This is a genomic window from Paenibacillus polymyxa, from assembly GCF_018614975.1.
Lineage (GTDB): Bacteria > Bacillota > Bacilli > Paenibacillales > Paenibacillaceae > Paenibacillus > Paenibacillus polymyxa_E.
The window spans coordinates 47099-65180 of the sequence record NZ_JAGGNR010000013.1; the positions used below are offsets into that span (position 1 = coordinate 47099).

The 18082-nt window shown below is 50.7% G+C and carries 17 protein-coding genes and 1 riboswitch; of the genes, 15 read left to right on the plus strand and 2 right to left on the minus strand.

The features are described 5' to 3' along the window. Window positions 1-22 precede the first annotated feature (22 nt). From cobD to J7E78_RS12895, 11 genes are all read left to right on the plus strand, one after another. Complete coding sequence (gene cobD / locus J7E78_RS12845) at window positions 23-1210, plus strand: threonine-phosphate decarboxylase CobD (protein ID WP_215076553.1); 1188 nt, start codon at window positions 23-25, stop codon at window positions 1208-1210. After that, a complete protein-coding gene (locus J7E78_RS12850; protein ID WP_215076554.1) occupies window positions 1207-2037 on the plus strand; it encodes an adenosylcobinamide amidohydrolase in 831 nt (276 codons plus the stop codon). The genes cobD and J7E78_RS12850 overlap by 4 nt, the downstream gene beginning before the upstream one ends. 44 nt (window positions 2038-2081) lie before the next feature. Beyond that, a complete protein-coding gene (gene cbiB / locus J7E78_RS12855) occupies window positions 2082-3062 on the plus strand; it encodes an adenosylcobinamide-phosphate synthase CbiB (RefSeq protein ID WP_215076611.1) in 981 nt (326 codons plus the stop codon). Further along, a complete protein-coding gene (locus tag J7E78_RS12860) occupies window positions 3053-3739 on the plus strand; it encodes a histidine phosphatase family protein (RefSeq protein ID WP_215076555.1) in 687 nt (228 codons plus the stop codon). Before cbiB ends, J7E78_RS12860 begins: the two co-directional genes overlap by 10 nt. A gap of 152 nt (window positions 3740-3891) precedes the next feature. Next, window positions 3892-4040: riboswitch (cobalamin riboswitch) on the plus strand. 412 nt (window positions 4041-4452) lie between these two features. Beyond that, window positions 4453-5451, plus strand: a complete 999-nt coding sequence (locus J7E78_RS12865; protein WP_215076556.1) for an ABC transporter substrate-binding protein — start codon at window positions 4453-4455, stop codon at window positions 5449-5451. Next, window positions 5448-6494, plus strand: a complete 1047-nt coding sequence (locus tag J7E78_RS12870) for a FecCD family ABC transporter permease (RefSeq protein ID WP_215076557.1) — start codon at window positions 5448-5450, stop codon at window positions 6492-6494. The genes J7E78_RS12865 and J7E78_RS12870 overlap by 4 nt, the downstream gene beginning before the upstream one ends. Further along, window positions 6491-7327: an ABC transporter ATP-binding protein gene (locus J7E78_RS12875; RefSeq protein WP_215076558.1), complete on the plus strand. Its 837-nt coding sequence runs from the start codon at window positions 6491-6493 to the stop codon at window positions 7325-7327. Before J7E78_RS12870 ends, J7E78_RS12875 begins: the two co-directional genes overlap by 4 nt. Before the next feature lie 45 nt (window positions 7328-7372). Beyond that, window positions 7373-8494 (plus strand): nicotinate-nucleotide--dimethylbenzimidazole phosphoribosyltransferase, encoded by a 1122-nt coding sequence (cobT, locus tag J7E78_RS12880; RefSeq protein WP_215076559.1) that lies wholly within the window; start codon window positions 7373-7375, stop codon window positions 8492-8494. Then, the gene (gene cobU / locus J7E78_RS12885) at window positions 8491-9051 is read left to right on the plus strand and encodes a bifunctional adenosylcobinamide kinase/adenosylcobinamide-phosphate guanylyltransferase (RefSeq protein WP_215076560.1); all 561 of its coding nucleotides are present in this window, start codon (window positions 8491-8493) and stop codon (window positions 9049-9051) included. The genes cobT and cobU overlap by 4 nt, the downstream gene beginning before the upstream one ends. Further along, the gene (gene cobS, locus J7E78_RS12890) at window positions 9048-9938 is read left to right on the plus strand and encodes an adenosylcobinamide-GDP ribazoletransferase (protein WP_215076561.1); all 891 of its coding nucleotides are present in this window, start codon (window positions 9048-9050) and stop codon (window positions 9936-9938) included. The genes cobU and cobS overlap by 4 nt, the downstream gene beginning before the upstream one ends. A 128-nt stretch (window positions 9939-10066) precedes the next feature. Further along, a complete protein-coding gene (locus J7E78_RS12895) occupies window positions 10067-11611 on the plus strand; it encodes a cobyric acid synthase (RefSeq protein ID WP_215076613.1) in 1545 nt (514 codons plus the stop codon). 126 nt (window positions 11612-11737) lie between these two features. Here the strand turns inward: J7E78_RS12895 and J7E78_RS12900 are convergent, their stop codons facing one another. Continuing rightward, complete coding sequence (locus J7E78_RS12900; RefSeq protein WP_215076562.1) at window positions 11738-13438, minus strand: methyl-accepting chemotaxis protein; 1701 nt, start codon at window positions 13436-13438, stop codon at window positions 11738-11740. A 352-nt stretch (window positions 13439-13790) separates the two neighbouring features. Here J7E78_RS12900 and J7E78_RS12905 point away from each other — a divergent pair, with 352 nt between their 5' ends. From J7E78_RS12905 to J7E78_RS29390, 4 genes are all read left to right on the plus strand, one after another. Beyond that, window positions 13791-15188 carry an L-cystine transporter gene (locus J7E78_RS12905; protein ID WP_215076563.1) on the plus strand — a complete coding sequence of 466 codons (1398 nt, stop codon included), beginning with the start codon at window positions 13791-13793 and terminating at the stop codon, window positions 15186-15188. Window positions 15189-15451: 263 nt separating this feature from the next. After that, on the plus strand, window positions 15452-16135 hold the full coding sequence (locus tag J7E78_RS12910) for a queuosine precursor transporter (RefSeq protein WP_215076614.1): 684 nt from the start codon (window positions 15452-15454) through the stop codon (window positions 16133-16135). A gap of 202 nt (window positions 16136-16337) precedes the next feature. Beyond that, window positions 16338-16514, plus strand: coding sequence for a hypothetical protein (locus tag J7E78_RS29385; protein WP_251035007.1), 177 nt, complete (start codon window positions 16338-16340; stop codon window positions 16512-16514). Further along, complete coding sequence (locus tag J7E78_RS29390) at window positions 16495-16689, plus strand: hypothetical protein (RefSeq protein WP_251035008.1); 195 nt, start codon at window positions 16495-16497, stop codon at window positions 16687-16689. Before J7E78_RS29385 ends, J7E78_RS29390 begins: the two co-directional genes overlap by 20 nt. A gap of 294 nt (window positions 16690-16983) precedes the next feature. Here the strand turns inward: J7E78_RS29390 and J7E78_RS12920 are convergent, their stop codons facing one another. Continuing rightward, window positions 16984-18072, minus strand: coding sequence for a M24 family metallopeptidase (locus tag J7E78_RS12920; protein ID WP_215076564.1), 1089 nt, complete (start codon window positions 18070-18072; stop codon window positions 16984-16986). Window positions 18073-18082: the final 10 nt, after the last annotated feature.

Here is an 18082-nt window from a genome sequence, read left to right on the forward strand (position 1 = left end):
ATACAGAAAGGATGACGGAAGAATGACCGGTTATATCGAAGTGTTCGGACATGGCGGGGACGTGGAGACGGCTGCGTCACGATTTGGGAGGCAAGCCGCTGATTTTCTGGATTTCAGTGCCAACATTAATCCGCTCGGTCCACCCAGAGGGGTGCTGGAGGTTATACAGCAAGGATTGCAGTCGGTGATTCGGTATCCCGATCCGGCGCACCGGGGATTCAAGGCACTGCTGAGCGAGCGCCTTGGTGTGATGCAGGAGCAGATTTCCGTGGGCAACGGTGCAGCCGAAAGCATGGCGCTCATTCTGCTGGGGCTTGCCCCGCGCAAGGTGGGTACGGTGGAACCGGGATTTTCGGAGTACCGGGCGTTGGCACGACAATTCGGTGCCGAGGTTGTGCATACGGAGGGCAGAGAAGAGCTGGCGTGGCGAGCGGAACCCGAGGACATCGAGCAGCTCATGGCAAAGGTAGACCTGCTCTTCCTCGGCCAACCCAACAATCCAAACGGTGTACAATATCCACTTGAGGTATTACAAAGGCTTGCCCGCAAAGCGGAAGAAACGGGAACCGTACTTGTCATTGACGAGGCCTTTATGGATTTTATTCCGGTAGACCGGCGTCAGTCCCTGGCAGCACATCTGAATGACTATCCTAGTGTGATCATCATTCGTTCAATGACAAAATTTTATGCCATTCCGGGCTTGCGTCTCGGATATGCTTTGGGCCGTGCCGAATACATTCAGGCGATGACGAAGAAACAGGTGACCTGGAGTGTCAACGGTCTGGCGCTTATGGCAGGTGAAGCCTGTCTACGTAGCGGAGAACGGTACGAACAGGAGACCATATCACAGATCACGCGGGAACGGGGACGTCTCATCGAAGGACTGAAGGCGCACGGATGTGCGGTGACACCGGGAGAGGCGAACTTTATTTTGGCCCGTGTGCCGGCCCCTTGGACAGCAGCATCAATGCAGGAGGAGCTGGGCCGAAGAGGTATTCTGATTCGCAGCTGTGCCATGTATCCGGGGCTTGACAAAGGGCATGTACGTTTCGCGGTCAAGGATGCAGACGCCAATGCCACATTACTCGAAGTGCTGGGCAGCGTGCTGGAAACCAAGGGATATCCGAATGTTGATAAGACCTCCATTCATGGATCAAGTCAGCAGGAGCAGACAAATTCGGAACAGGAACAGGGAGGGAAGCGGCAGTGACACTCCCGTTTTATAACTACTATACGAATAGAGAAACAGACGAGAATGAATATGCTTCCTCTTCCTGGCCGGGACTGAACATATCTGCACATGAACGACATATCAAAGCGCAGAGTCCAAGGGCAGCCCAAGCACTGTCGAGTGCGGTATATGGCGGCGGGATGCTTGAACTGGATCGCATATTTAACATCTATGTGGACAGGAATTACCGCTGTGATGAACCACCGCGTGATATCGAACAAGCGCTGAACGAATGGCATGAGCGGCGGGATCAATGTGCCGGATTATTAACGGCCGTAAGGCTGGAGCATACTTCCATTCAGGAATATACAAGTGATGAATTTGGTCTTCTGTGCTGCACCACTGCGGGTGTATCGAATGCTGCACGTGCGGGGTCGGAGAGAACGGTATTTGATGCGGCGGGAAATAAGACGATGGTTTCCGGCCAGGAGCGCTTTGCACCTTCAGCACGGAATCTAACGATGCCCCCCTATGTCCCGGGTACAATTAACATCATGCTCTGGTTAAATGGACGCATGACCACCGGGGCGATGGTGAATGCAGTACAGACGGCTGTGGAAGCCAAAGCGGCCGCGCTGGCGGATGCGGGTGTTCTGGATTCGGAGAACGGGTTGCCCGCCACCGGCACCACAACCGATGCCATTGTGTTTGCGGTAAGTCAGCGAGTGGAAGAACCTCAGCCGATGATCACTTATGCCGGGACAGCGACTACGGCAGGGGCGGCGATTGGCAGATTGGTATACGACACAGTGACGGAGAGCCTTCGGGCCGGACTGTTATGGAAAGAGAGGATCAGGCACAAATGACTTCTGAGGTGGAACATCTATGGACTTGGCCGCTCTGGACAGGCATGGCGGGAGCCTGGATTATTATACTGGCGTACCTGTTGGACCGATGTATCGGAGATCCGCGCTGGATTCCCCACCCGGTGATTGGCATGGGAAAAGGCATCTCGGCGTTGGAGCGTGTCATTCGCTCGCGTGTGAACACAGATTCGGGGCTGAAGAGAGCAGGGGTGTTGTTCCCAATTGTGATTGCGGGGGGTTCTTTTGCCATCACGTGGGGACTCGTATATCTGCTTGGGCTAATCCACCCTGTCATTGCAGCGGTAGCTGAAGTGGTGCTCATTGCAACGACCATTGCTTCAAAAGGGCTGAAGGATGCAGGTATGGAAGTGTATCGTCATCTGAAGCAGCAGGATTGGCCGGCGGCCAGACGTTCACTGGGCATGATTGTTGGACGTGATACGGCGCATCTGGACGAACCGGAGGTTGTGCGGGGAACGGTAGAGACGGTTGCTGAAAATATCGTTGATGCCATTGTATCGCCGTTATTCTATGCGCTCATTGGAGGCGCTCCGCTTGCCATGGCTTATCGCGCCGTCAACACGCTGGATTCCATGGTCGGATATAAAAATGACAAGTATCTGCATCTTGGCTGGGCCTCGGCCCGTCTGGATGATGTGGCGAACTGGATCCCTGCCCGGCTGACCGCGATTCTGTTAATCGTGGGCGCCTGGGTCATGAAGCTGGACGCCAAAGGAGCAGCACGCATGGTTGCACGGGATGCAAGACTGCATCCAAGTCCGAATAGCGGTTTTCCCGAATCAGCGGTGGCTGGAGCACTGGGCATCCGGCTTGGCGGACATAACGTGTATCACGGCGTTGCTTCGTTTCGTGCCTACATGGGCGAGGCCACACGGCCGATGGAAGCCGAGGATATTGTGCAAACATCACGTCTGATGTTCTGGTCGGCAGGGGCTTTTGTTGTACTATGCGTGTTCATAACGCTGGGTGTGTGGCTGGCAGGAGGGACGCTGTTATGGTCATAAATGAAGGAAATGCAGGCAATGAAGTACATACGAATCAGCCTGAGCCGCTGAAACGAAACATTCTGTGGGTCCGTCATGGGACAACGTTGTGGAATGTGGAAAAAAGATATCTGGGGCATACCGACATCGGTCTGCTGCCAAATGCCAAAGAAGAACTGGCTCCGCTTCATGAACAATTGAGCGGTGTTTCGTGGCACGAGGTATATTGTAGTGATCTGCTTCGCTGCCGGCAGACGCTGGAACAGATTCTTCCTGATGCCAGCGGACAGGTGAGTTTCGACTCGCGCCTGCGCGAGAATGATTTTGGACAGTGGGAAGGGCTGACGTATGAGAAGCTCAAGGATAATTCTGTGTACCGAAACTGGATTGATGCGCCGCAGGAGGTCACTCCGCCTGAGGGGGAATCGTGGCAGGAGTTTACCGGACGGTTGGACTCCTTTCTCAAGGAGATGTTGTTGGAGGGCCGTCCTTCGACGCACGTTGATGAGGGGCAAGTGCCAACCATAGTTGTGGTTACGCATGGTGGTGTCATCCGATATGCCTTGTCCCGTCTGATTGCCGGGCTTGGGTTCTGGGATACACATGTCTTACCGGGACAGGCGATTCAGGTTCAGCTTGAACAACAGGGGAATCAATGGTTTGGCAGCAGAGTGACTTTTCCGCCAATCGGGTTGTAAGGATGTACAATATACCCTATAATCACAACAGAAGTGTGACTCCAGCATGGATACAGATACGCTGAAGGCTGTGAAGCCTGGAGGGGTAGGCAACATGCAGAAATTACACGGCAATGGTTTACCATCATATCAGCGACCAAGGGTCCCGTGTGTGAAGGCTGTTTTTCATGGCAAATTAGTATGAGTCATGAAACACACAAGGGTGAAATGGGGAAGCCGGTGCAAATCCGGCACGGTCCCGCCACTGTAAAACAGGATGACTCCTGTAAGTCAGGTTACCTGCCCTGGACGTACAAACCGGTGTTCCTTCGAGGAAAGGACAGCGTTTCGGGCTATTCTATGCGCATGGACAACCCTTGGTTGAACATGTACAGATCGCCATATGCGAGACGTCATCCCTGATCCTGGACGTATGGATTGGGGATTTTTTTATTGTTCATGTAAGATGAACCGAGACCAATTTTACACGAGGTCACTCCGATTGCAGTACCATCTTCCGATCGCTGTTATCCCCAGATTTTTTGATTCCCTTTTTGAAATGGAAAATCCGGTGATAAAGGCGAACACTTCGTTTCTTCAGATTGGTTCTGCACTCTCCGTTAGCGTGTAAATGTTGCAGTTCAAACCTTACACAGGAACACCAAGACATGGGGAGTAAAAGTTCGAGCACGATGCAAGAAAATAGCACAAATAGAGAAGGGGAGAATAACAGAATGAATTTCAAGAATTGGAAAAGCGTAGCGTCGCTACTAAGTGCAGCGGCACTCGCACTGGCTTTGGCTGGATGTGGCAATGCAACAACAAACGAGGGTACAGGTGCTTCACAGCAACCGGCACAGGAGCAGTCCCAAGGCCAGGCACAGACGGACCTCAAAACACAATATCCACTGACAGTTACGGATGCAACGGGTGAGTCGTTCACATTTGAAAAGGCACCAGCCAAAATCGTATCCGTTTCTCCGGCTGAGACAGAATCCCTGTTTGCCCTTGGATTGGACGAGCAGATTGTAGGGGTATCCGACTATGATGATTATCCGGAAGCTGCAACAACCAAAGCTAAAATGGGTGGCATAACCAAGCCAAATGAAGAGTCCATCATTGCGGCTGAAGCCGACATCGTCTTCACAGGTATCTCCATGAGCGAAGATGCAGTGAAGAAACTGCGTGAATTGGGTATTACCATTTTCAAAACGGACCCTAAATCCATTGACGATGTAATGAACAATATCGAAACCTTCGGTAAAATTACCGATCATCAGGAAAAAGCACAAGAAATCATCACCCAGATGAAACAGGACGTTACGGATGTAACGGAAGCGGTGAAGACAGTTAAACCGGAAGAGAAGAAAAAAGTATACGTTGAATTCTCCCCAGGCTGGACTGTGGGTAAAGGCGAATTTATGGATGAACTCATCACTGTAGCCGGTGGCAGCAATATTGCTTCGGACAAAGAGGGTTGGTACGAAATTAATGAAGAAAACGTGATTGCCTCCAACCCGGATGTGATCCTGTATGCCAACGATGTAATTGACGAAAACTCCAAAACACTGGATCAGATCATCAAGGCGCGCAGCGGCTGGGATCAAATTACGGCTGTGAAAAATGACGCGGTTATTGGCCTGGATGCCAATCTGCTGAGCCGTCCGGGTCCACGGGTAACTCAAGGGTTGAAAGAAGTAGCCAAAGCGATCTACCCTGACTTGTTCCAATGAGTAAAAAGCTGATCCTGTTCGGAACGACGGGCATGGTGCTGCTGGTGCTCACCGTGCTCATCTGCACGGGCATTGGTTCAGTAGCGTTGCCGATCAGGGATATTGCAGGCATCCTGATTCACAAAATTCCCTGGGTAGGCGATTGGATTACACCGGATTGGAACAAGGCAGCCGAACAGATTATCTGGAAAGTCAGATTCCCACGTGTACTGCTTGCCGTGCTCGTGGGCGCATCGTTGGCGATTGCCGGTGCGGGATTCCAGGGGGTTCTTCGGAACCCGCTGGCAGACCCGTTCACCCTGGGCGTATCATCCGGTGCTTCGGTGGGTGCAGCCTTTCTGATTTTCTTCGGATTGCAGTATGCACTAATCGGAATCTGGACGTTACCTTTGATTGCGTTTTTGACGGGTGTAATCACGTTATGGTTTGTTATGGCACTGGCTCGTGAAGGGCGTAAAATACCAACACACAGTCTCATTCTGGCTGGTGTGGTCATGCAAAGTTTCCTGGGCGCAGTTGTTTCCTTCCTGTCGACCATGTCGAAACAGACGATTAATGAAATTATATACTGGACGATGGGAAGTCTGGCATTACGCGGGTGGTCGTATACGGCCATCCTTTTCCCGTATTTTCTGTTAGGACTGGTCTTTCTCTGGAGCCGTGCACGCTCGTTGAATGTGCTTGCACTGGGAGAACGTCAAGCGGCACATATCGGGATCGGAGTGGATAGACTCAAGCTGTCCGTGCTGGCAGTTGGCACACTGCTGACTGCTGGGGCTGTCTCGGTATCGGGTGTCATCGGATTTGTTGGATTGGTGATCCCTCACATGTTGCGACTGCTGGTTGGACCGGATTACCGACTGCTGGTACCTTTGTCTGCCATTGGTGGAGCGATCTTCATGGTGTGGGCCGATACCATCGCAAGGTCGTTGCTGGCGCCAACTGAAATTCCGCTCGGTGTTGTCACCGCCTTTGTTGGTGCGCCGTTCTTTGCTTACCTGCTGAACCGGAACAAAAAATTGCAGAAGGGGATGATGCCATGAGTGAAGAGAAGGAGAGTCGTACGAATCAACTTCGGGGCACGGTTTTGGCTTCACTTATCTCCATTAAGGGAGCAGGGAAGTCATATGGCAATCATCAGGCACTGCACAATGTAGACTGGCATGTTGGCGAAGGTGACTGGTGGGGAGTTGTCGGACCAAACGGCAGCGGCAAGTCGACCCTGATCCAGCTTATTGCCGGAACGGAACAGTTAAGCGAAGGTCAGATCCGTATTGATGGTCGAGACATTGGCTCTTACAGCCGTAAGGAGCTGTCGCGCATGATCGCTGTATTGCAGCAGGACGGCTTGCCAGCCATCTCTTATCCTGTACGAGACGTGGTGGAGATGGGGCGATATCCATACCAGAACTGGTTGGGTCGGGAAGCGGGCGATGGGGCACTTGTGGTGGACAGGGTGCTTGAAGACCTGGGATTGACAGAGCTGGCGGACAGACCGCTGGATGCACTCAGCGGCGGGCAGCGGCAACGGGTCGCACTAGCCAAAGTCATGGCTCAGGAGCCGAGGTTACTGCTGCTTGACGAGCCGACTACGTTTCTGGATATTAAATATCAATTGCAATTCATGGAATTGTTATCGGCATGGCGACAGAGAACTAACATTACGATTGTGGCTGTGCTGCATGATCTGAATCTGGCCGCGTTATTTTGCGATCACATTCTGGCGCTGCGTGAGGGCGTGGTGGTTGGAAAGGGCACGCCTCATACGTTAATCAACGATGAGAATATTCAGGGTATATTTCGCGTCAAACCCGCGATTGTCTCTCATCCCGACCATGCCATACCTCAACTGCTGCTGCGGCGGGACATCGATTAAATGAAGCGGGGCAACCCATATTTTGATGAAGGAAGTGCTGGTTGTATGAATAATGAACAGGTGTTGGAGCAATTAACGAAAAAGATTACTGCTCCTGACCAGGAAGTGGAGGCAAAAACCTCTGCGCACTTGGATGCGTTGACGAAGCCGCCGGGAAGTCTGGGCAAATTGGAAGAGCTGGTGATCCGCCTGGCAGGCATGACGGGCAATGCACGTCCGCGTTTTGATCACAGGGCGGTCATTGTTATGGCCGCAGATCACGGCGTAGTGGAAGAAGGCATCAGTGCTTTTCCTGCTGAAGTAACCCCGCAGATGGTCCAGAATTTCCTCGCTGGGGGCGCAGCCGTGAATGTGCTTGCACGTCACGCAGGTGCTGATGTGATCTGTGTGGATATCGGTGTGAACGCCGATCTTGAACATCCGGACCTGCTTTCCCATAAAATTCGCAAAGGCACGGCCAACATGGCCCGAGGGGCAGCGATGAGCCGGGATGAGGCAGTTCGGGCTATCCTTGCAGGAGCCGAAGTTGTATCGGCAGAGGTGGCGAAGGGAACACAGCTGTTTGTCACCGGGGAGATGGGAATTGGCAACACCACCGCAAGTGCTGCGGTAATGAGCGCGTTAACCGGAGTTGCACCAGCTGCCGCCGTGGGCAGAGGTACCGGAATTGATGATGCAGGCTTGCAGCGCAAGGCTGCTGTAGTCAGCCGGGCGCTTAGCGTAAACGCACCGAACCCGGAAGATGCACTGGATGTTCTGTGCAAGGTGGGTGGACTGGAGATTGCCGGACTCACCGGGGTTATTCTCGCAGCCGCTGCTCATCGTTGCCCGGTCGTTGTAGACGGGTTCATCTCTACCGCGGCAGCGCTGGTGGCGAGACAACTTGCACCTCTGAGTACAGCTTATATGATCGCTTCTCATACGTCACATGAAAATGGGCATGGAGCGCTGCTGCGTGAACTGGACATGAAAGCGATGCTGGATCTGGACATGCGTCTGGGTGAAGGCACAGGCGGCGTGCTCAGTCTTCATCTGATTGACGCAGCATGTCTCATTCTGAACGAGATGGCGACCTTTGCAAGCGCGGGTGTCTCGGATGGGACAAGCTCTGCTCCAGATTCGGCTGCGTCGGTTGATTCATCCCTACAAGGAGAGAGTTCCCGATGAGCGTACTGGTGACAGGCGGCGCACGCAGTGGCAAAAGCTCCTTTGCCGAGCGTCTCTGCATGCAGCGTTCCTCGGAGGCCTGGTATGTGGCGACAGCCCAGGCGTACGATGATGAAATGCGTGAGCGTATCGCCATGCATCAGCATCAGCGCGAGGCATCGGGTTATCTGTGGCATACAACGGAAGAGCCGATACATCTGCCTGCTTTGATTAACCGCATGGGTGAAGGACATACAGGGACTTCTGCACCCACCATTCTGGTGGATTGCCTGACACTGTGGCTGACAAATGTTTTGTTAGCGCATGAGCATGACGAGAAGCAGGTGTTACAGGGACATTTGGACGCGCTGGTTGAAGCGATTCGAACCTATCCCGGTTTACTTGTTCTGGTTACAAATGAAGTGGGGGACGGGATCGTACCGGAATATGCCCTTGGCAGGAAATATCGGGATTTGGCCGGTGTACTGAATCAGCGCATTGCGGCGATATGTGGTGAAGTGTTTCTGGTGACCGTAGGCATTGCGATTGAACTAAAAAGCAAGGAGTACCGCTTATGAAGGATGGCACGCCTGCTCCTCAGCGCAAACATGCGGCGGTAGCCGCTTTTCAATTTTTGTCCCGTTTCCCTGTCAAAATGCAAATCGATTTTGTCCCGCCGCTACTGAGGGAAAGTGTTGTCTTTTATCCGCTGGTCGGTGCTGCAATCGGTCTGTGTGTCTGGCTCTTGGGAGCCTTAAGCGGTGCAGTGCTTCCGGCCTTTCCGGCTGCTGTCCTGACCTTGACGTTATGGGTATGGCTCACCGGAGGGCTCCATCTTGACGGATGGATGGATACGGCGGATGGCTTGCTCAGCTATCGTACCCGTGAACGGATGCTGGAGATTATGAAGGACAGCCGTGTCGGGGCCATGGGGGTAATCGCCTGTGTGCTGCTGCTCATGATGAAAGCTGCGCTGATCGCCGATTTTATTGCCCGGGGCCACTGGGTGTATGGTGCGCTGCTGATCCTGCCCATGATCTGGAGCCGCTGGTTTATGGTGTATGCAATGTCGGCCTGGCCGAATGCACGCGGAGATGATGGACTTGCCGTCTTGTTCAAAGGTCTCGGTGAGCGGAGGGAGGTCCAGCGTGCACGCAGTTCAGCTGTGGGCCTGACCTTGGTCGCAGGGGCAGTTACGTTTGCCTCGGTGTGGCTTTTCAAGCCGGATATAGGGATTGCAGATGCGATGATGAGCGGTCTGGGAACACTGCCATGGTGGCTATACCCGGTGACTGCGGTTATTGTACTGCCTGTGGCGTGTTATTATATCGGCCGATTCGTGGCTGCCCGGATCAGTGAACGGCTCGGCGGTTTAACCGGGGATACGTATGGTGCCATGAATGAGCTGCTGGAGGCGGCTTTGTTGACCGTGCTGAGCGTGCTTCAAGGACTGTTCTGGCTTTAACTTTTGAAGTATGAAGGAGCTTGGAATGCGTTACGCATGAGGTTGGGAGCAAGGTGATCTGGATATATAACACGGAGAGAGGGGGAGAGAGCGTGGAAGATAGGCCATCACAACCAGCGGCAGTACTCATGCTGCAAGGAACGGCTTCTGATGTGGGCAAAAGTGTCATTACAACGGCATTGTGCCGGATTTTTAAACAGGATGGCTTCAAGCCTGCTCCGTTCAAGTCACAGAATATGGCACTGAATTCCTATGTGACGGAAGATGGGAAGGAGATTGGTCGGGCCCAGGGGGCACAGGCTGAAGCCTGCGATATTGAGGCGACAACCGATATGAACCCGATCCTGATCAAGCCCGTGCGGGACATGCATTCGCAGATCGTGGTACACGGTGTACCTTTTGCCCAGATGAGTGCTTCGGACTACCGTCAGCATTTCCTGCCTGAAGCAAAGCAGACGGTTATGGATGCGTTAAATCGGCTACGGGATACCTATGATATTGTGCTCATGGAAGGGGCGGGCAGTCCGGCCGAGATCAATCTGAAGGATCGGGATATCGTCAACATGAATCTGGCAGGCTGGGCCGATGCGCCGGTGATTCTGATCTCCGATATTGATCGGGGCGGGGTGTTTGCTTCCATTGTAGGTACGCTGGAACTGCTGGAACCCCATGAAGCGGCGCGTGTCAAAGGGTTCATTATCAACAAGTTTCGTGGTGATCTGTCCTTGTTGCAACCGGGACTCGACTGGCTCGAAGAACGGACAGGCATTCCAGTATTAGGTGTATTGCCTTACATAAGAGATATTCAGATTGAAGCAGAGGATTCAGTGGTACTGGACTCCATGCGTCATGGAAAATCCGGCAAAACCGAGCTGGATCTGGCGGTGATCCGATATCCGCGAATTTCCAACTTTACAGACTTTGATGCACTTTCCCGTGAACCGGATGTGAATGTACGTTACGTGACCTCGCCAGAGGAATTGGGTAATCCGGATGCCATTCTTCTGCCGGGTACGAAGGACACCATAGGTGATCTGGCATTTCTGCGTGAGTCTGGGCTGGAGCAGGCGATTGCGAGCCAGACCGAGCGTGAGCATGTGCAGCTCGTAGGCATATGTGGCGGATACCAGATGCTGGGACGTCATCTGAAGGACCCGTTTGCTGTGGAGGCGAATCAGATCCAGGAAGCGAAAGGGCTTGGCTGGCTCCCGCTATCGACAACGTTTCTTCAGGAAAAGCAGACCGTCAGAGCTTCCGGACGGGTGCAGCCTAATCACCCGATTCGTCTGTATGGTGAGCGAGATGTAGCAGATGTTGCATTACCTGTTAATGGATATGAGATTCATATGGGTGTTACGGAGTGCCACGAGCCTGAACGTGTAACCGCGTTGTTTGAAATCTCACATCCAGGTGGTCAACCTTTCCAAGAAGGCTGGGGCTCAGTCGATGGCAGCGTGTGGGGAACCTACCTGCATGGTTTGTTTGAAAGTGATCAATTCCGACGTTCGTGGCTGAATGCCTTGCGTGCAGGAAAAGGACTGCCGCCGCTTCAGGAGACATATAGTGCGCAAGAACGTAAGGAGATGGAGTTCGATCGGGTAGCCGAATCATTGCGTTCGGCATTGGATATGAAGCGCGTGTACGAGATTATGGGTGTTCAGGCACCCGAGTGAAACAACAATACCCCCTTGTCCGACAAACCGTTCTCTGGAAACGGAATGTTAGTGGCATGGGGGTATTGTATATCCTATGACTAAATGAGGTTTAAATCAGGTGATGATGGGTTAATGGTATACCTGTTAGTTTATTTTGAATTTCTTCATAGCGGATTGCAGCTCTACAGCTTGTTCATGCAGATGGCGAACTGTATTTGAATGTGAATCCATCTCGCTGAGCTGAAGATCTGCTGTTGAAGCAATCTGTAACATGCTCTCACGGGATTTGGACGTAATCTGTGCCGTTTCTTCAACGGACGCACTCACTTCTTCAGCACCAGCGGATACTTGTTGTGTCGAAGCAGAGACGGTCTGAATGGTCAGATTGACGTTCTGGATCAATTCATTCAGTTGCTGGAAGGCTGAGCCTGCTTGTTGAACAACAGTTGTACCTGAACCAATCTCCTGGGTTACACGATTCATGGCATCAACGGACCGTTCAGCGTCTTCTCGAATGGTGCCCAGATAATCCGAGATTTCTTCGGTGGCTGTTTTGGATTGCTCGGCAAGTTTGCGAACTTCTCCGGCAACAACAGCGAATCCGCGGCCATGCTCTCCAGCACGAGCTGCTTCAATGGAGGCGTTGAGTGACAGCATGTTAATCTGTTTGGTGATTTCAAAAATGGAAGCTACAATGGTGCCTACGGCTACCGAACGTTCATTCATGGTCTCCACATACCGCAGTGATTCACTTGCTGTCTGGCCTACACGTTCCATCTGCTCAACGGCATTCTGAGCCAGTCGGTTACCGTTAACTGCCTCGTTGGCTGCTTCACCAATCTGCTCAGACACTTCAGCGGAAGAAGAAGCAATATGCATGATACCCTGCGTAATTTCTTCCATAGCTCTGGCGTTCTCGGATGCGCTTGATGCAATGCTGATGCTGCCTTTCTCTGCATCTTCTGCGGAGCGGCTGGAGTTTCGAACCATACCGGACATCGATTCAACCCGCTGAAGCAGGTCATTGGAGCCTGATACAACTTCATTGGATGTGGACAAGGCACGGCTAATCATTTCTTTCAGGTTATGCGTCATCGTCTGGAAGCTTGCGGCAAGCTGGGCAATTTCATCTTTGCCTTTGATCTGGAGTTCAGCGGTCAGATCGCCTTGGGAAATTTGTTTACTATGTTGGACAAGCTTGATGATCGGTTTGGTCACTCTTTTGATCATACTAGTGGAGATAAGCCAGCCGAGCACAAACACTAATGCTGTAATCCCAAGACACAACCAGAAAATCTGGGTAATCTTGTCTTGAATGAACTGGGCATCCATGCTCACAGCCATAATCATGTTACTTCCTGCAATGGGGATAAAGGCTGCTTTATGTACACCAAAGGAATCGGAGTAGACCTCACTGATGACCATTTCTTTGTTCTCAATAGCTGCATTCATTGCGGGTTCTACACTAATCTCATCCTGGGCTTTCATGTTTGAGGAAGAGTTGGCCACAACCACTTTGGCTGAGCCGTCCTGTATAGCAACAACGTAAGCAGCATCCAGATTATGTTCTTTTGCTTTATCTGCCAGATACGATTCCACGGTCATGGCAGCACCTTCAGAACCGGCTCCGCCACTCTGTGCCTGTAGGATTTTGGAGGCTGAAGTATTTTTGTATATATCCTGAATGGACGTGTTTAGGACTTTGTCGAACTGCGGAAGCACGTAGCTTTGAATAATATTCATCGATACGGCATAAAAACTGATACTGAACAACAGGGAAGCAACCAGCAAGACGAGGAACAAGGTGCCTCTGATTTTACCGGCAACGGTGCGATTACGAAACATATGATCATCCTTTCACGTCATGTTCATTAACATTGTCGCTTTTCCGTACTCATAAGACCTATCTACCAATGAAGAAAGACCTAAATTGAACGTTGAGAAAACTTGGGAATAAGCGGATATACCTATATTACAAAATTAACCGGAGGTTGAATAGAACAATTTTCACGAATTGGTGTATTTTTTTCAGAAATTGATGAATCTGTTACATACATATTACATAATATCAATTAATACCTACCAGAATAGTTTGTTATATGGTATATTGTAAAATGTCTTTGTCGGAAGTACAAAAAATAGAAGAAAAAGCCGGATATGTTCCGGTCACACACATGCCTGAGGAGGATTTAAAGAAATGGATACTTTTCTAGTCATATTGAATGTAGTGGTTATGCTTGTCTTACTTGGCATCCTCTACTGGATGCAGAAAAAGCATATCTCCTTTACGAAACGCGTATTTGCGGGTCTGGGATTGGGAGTAGTTTACGGTGTTATTCTCCAATTGGTGTACACATCAGGTTCTGATGTAGTTACGAAATCAGTCGATTGGTTCAATCTGGTCGGTTCAGGATATGTTCGTTTGTTACAGATGGTCGTGATCCCATTGATCATGGTGTCGATCATCTCAGCCATTATGAATCTGAAGGGCAAGCAAAATCTCGGTAAGATGAGTGTTTCCATTATTGCCATTCTGTTGATCACCACAGCGATTGCCGCAGGGGTCAGCATTGTAACCAGCCTTAGCTTTAACCTGACTTCTATTGAAATTGAGGGTGGAGATCGCGAGCTCGCTCAGGGGCAGAAGATGGAGGAACGGCTTGTTGACGTGAAGGATCAGACCATCCCGCAGCAAGTGCTCGAATTCATTCCTTCGAATCCATTTGCAGATATGACAGGAGAACGTCGTACATCCACACTGGCGGTGGTTATCTTCTCCGCGTTCATCGGTGTAGCTGTACTGGGATTGGATCGCAAAAAACCACAGCAGGCGGAAACCTTCCGAGGAATGGTTAATGCGGTATATGCGGTAGTTATGCGGATTGTTACGCTGGTGCTCAGGCTTACACCATACGGGATTCTGGCCCTCATTACCAAGGTGACGGCGACAACAAATCCGGATGAGATTCTCAAGTTGATCAAATTTGTCATTGCGTCCTACGTGGCCCTCCTCGTGATGTTTATCATTCACTTGATCATCATCTCGCTGTCCGGGTTCAACCCGATTACGTATGTGAAAAAGGTTCTGCCAACACTGGTATTTGCCTTTACCTCCCGTTCAAGTGCAGCGTCGATTCCGCTGAATGTGGAGACACAGACGAAGAAACTGGGCGTATCGGACGGTATTGCGAACCTGTCTGCAAGCTTTGGGGCTACAATTGGGCAAAACGGCTGCGCCGGGATCTATCCGGCCATGCTGGCGGTCATGATTGCTCCAACGGTCGGAATCGATCCGCTGAGCTGGGACTTCATTGTAACTCTGATCCTCGTAGTTATGATCAGTTCATTCGGCGTAGCCGGAGTCGGCGGCGGGGCAACCTTCGCTTCCCTGATCGTATTGTCCACCATGAACCTGCCAGTAGCCTTGGCAGGATTGCTGATCTCCGTTGAACCACTGATCGACATGGGTCGTACAGCGTTGAACGTGAACGGGTCCATGACTTCAGGACTCGTAACCAGCAAAATTTTGAAAGAAAACGATCAAGACACATTCAATGATCAGAGCCGTGAGCTGGATTCAGCTGTTCAGGCGTAATATCAAAATGGATTAGATAGAGGCTCATATTAAGATAGCTAGAGCCGTCTATAAGCCAGGTGAGAATAGCCGTCCTTCGGAGGAATCCGGAGGGCGTTTTTTTGTGGCAATCAAATTATAATGTCACTCAGGCAGATTTGGAGTTATTTAGTGCTGTTCAATGGCGGGGAAATGTGATAGAGTATTCATGTTTTGGCCTGGAGCCAAACCGCGGTTCGTAACCATCCCGCGTAATCAAAACTAGGAAGGCAGTGTATGTATTGATGTTTAACTTAGGGTGGGGAGCAGTTTTTGTTCTCGTAACTTATGGATTTTTCCTGCTGTGTTACCGCTTGTTCGGTAAAAAAGGTCTCTATGCCTGGATTGGTGTGGCTACAGTTATAGCCAACATTCAGGTGACCAAAACGATAGATATTATGGGAATTGTACTGACACTTGGCAACACGATGTATGTCAGCATGTACCTGACCAGTGATCTGCTCAATGAGAAATATGGACCAGGTGAGGCGCGTAAAGCCGTATGGTTCGGGTTCTTCACGTTGATCATGACAACCGTGTTAATGCAGATGGTATTGTTCTTTGAGCCAGCATCTACGGACTTTGCACAGGAACCCATGGCGAAGCTGTTTGGTCTGCTGCCACGTCTGGCACTCGGAAGTCTGTCAGCCTATTTCATCAGCCAGTTCCTGGATGTACGACTGTACTCCTGGCTGCGTAAGGTGGCCCCAGGGCGCAATCAGTTGTGGATTCGCACCAACGGTAGCTCGATCATCAGTTCATTTGTGGATACACTGGTGTTCTGCACGATCGCGTTTGCGTTCATCTACCCTTGGGATGTTTGGCTGGAAATCTTCCTGACGACGTATATTATTAAATTTGTATTAACTGCGGTCGGAACGCCGTTTCTGTATGCTGCACGCAGCTTTAAGTTTAAGGATGAGGCTTAGACAATATTCAAAGAGTATCACTTAAAATTACCCTCTGCGCAGTCCATTGTATTTCGGACTCTGCAAGGGTTTTTTTCATAGAAAAGACCCGAAACAAGAAAAATCCTTTTTACATTTTTATGAAAAAGTTATAATATAAACGACCTGTCGTTATAAGCGTGTATCATTAGCAACGATGACTTCAACCAAAGGGGAATCGCACATGTACTCTACACTGCGTTATACACTGGAAAGCAATGGCACAACCTACGAGAATGATAGCATTAATGCCTCGTTATTGGTGGAGTTGATCACCAATCTGGAATTGCAGGAATACGTAGTACTTGCACCTTCGGAGCTGGTGAAGGGGAAGTATGTATATGCAGGCTGCTGCGCTTGAGGAACCAGGGCAAATGGTGGCGGAGATTCGTTTGCAGGAAGGCGAGGACGGTTTCCGACATTACAGCTGCAGAACAACAGATCCGACTGGGATTATTCAATGGTTTCTGGATTACTGGGGGAAGCAACAGCTGCCACAGCTGGAGTCTTGGCAGGATATCACGCATGAGTTTTGACTAATGGTAAATGAGTGAGCAGGAATAAGATTACGTAGAATGCAGACGGAGTAATTTAGGATATGCTCAGTATTAATTACAATCCCGCAACCCATGATATTCATGGATTTGCGGGATTTTTGCGTTCGCGTGTGTACTTGCTACTTTTTCTGTATACAGGCCTGAGGCGTACGCGAAAGGAGTATATTATTTTGAAGAACAGTTCAGCGCAGTTTCGTGCAGTTTAGTTCATGATGCATAAGATCGGCTGAGCATTGATGTATAGGGGTAGTTTTTGACATAGATTCAATTGGATTAGTCGGTAAGGATTTGCAGTTCTTTTGGATATGTTGTCAGAACTTCGACACCCGTCTCGGTCACAATTACATCATCCTCAATACGGACGCCGCCTGCTGCGGTATAGATGCCCGGTTCAATCGTGAATACGGTACCTTCATTCAGGATGTCCATATTCTCTCCATGGAGAGAAGGATACTCATGTACGTCGATACCCAATCCATGGCCTACTCTATGCATAAAGCGCTCGCCGTATCCCGCTTCTTCCGTGACCTGGCGTGCTGCACGATCTACTTCTGCGCAGGTGATGCCTGGTTTCACGATTTGGATAGCGGCTTCATTGGCTGCGAGCACCGTGTTATAGATGGTTTTGAGTTCAGGTGAGATGTCACCAAAGGCGAATGTACGTGTGATATCCGAGGCATACCCTCCAGCATACACACCCATATCAAACATCAACAGGTCACCATGTTGCAGTTTTCGTTCACCTGGTGTACCGTGTGGCAGACCTGTTTTGGGTCCTGTGAGCACCATAGTATCAAAGGAAGGGCCATCGGCACCCAGCTTTTTCATCTGATACTCCATCTCGGCGACAAGTTCAATCTCGGTTACACCTGTGCGAACATGAGAGAGGCCTTGACGCAATGTTTCTTCAATTAGATAAATAGCGTGGCGAATGCGGGCTACCTCATCAGGTGTTTTTTTCACACGTAATGTGCGAAGCAGGGGGCCAACATCTTGGAAGCTGGCAGCACCCAGCGCGGCGGTCAGTTGCTCATAACGTGCGACTGTCACGTATTCTTTTTCGAGACCTACCCGGCCCAAGCGCCCCTGATAACGATCAAACAAAGCGTATGGATTATCCGTATCCGTGTGCGTGGCAATATTGGATACCGAGGAAGCGGCTGCGGCAGCTTCAGCGTCCAGGGCGGGTACAATCAATAACGGTTCTTCGCCGCGTGCAAGAACCAGACCAAGGAAGCGTTCATGCGGATTGCTCGCAAATCCAGTTAAATAGTAGATATGTTTCGGATCTGTGATCAGCATGGCGTCCAATCCTTGCCCGGACAGATCGGCTTCAAGACGAGATAAAGGGTTTTGATTCATAAGTGTATAT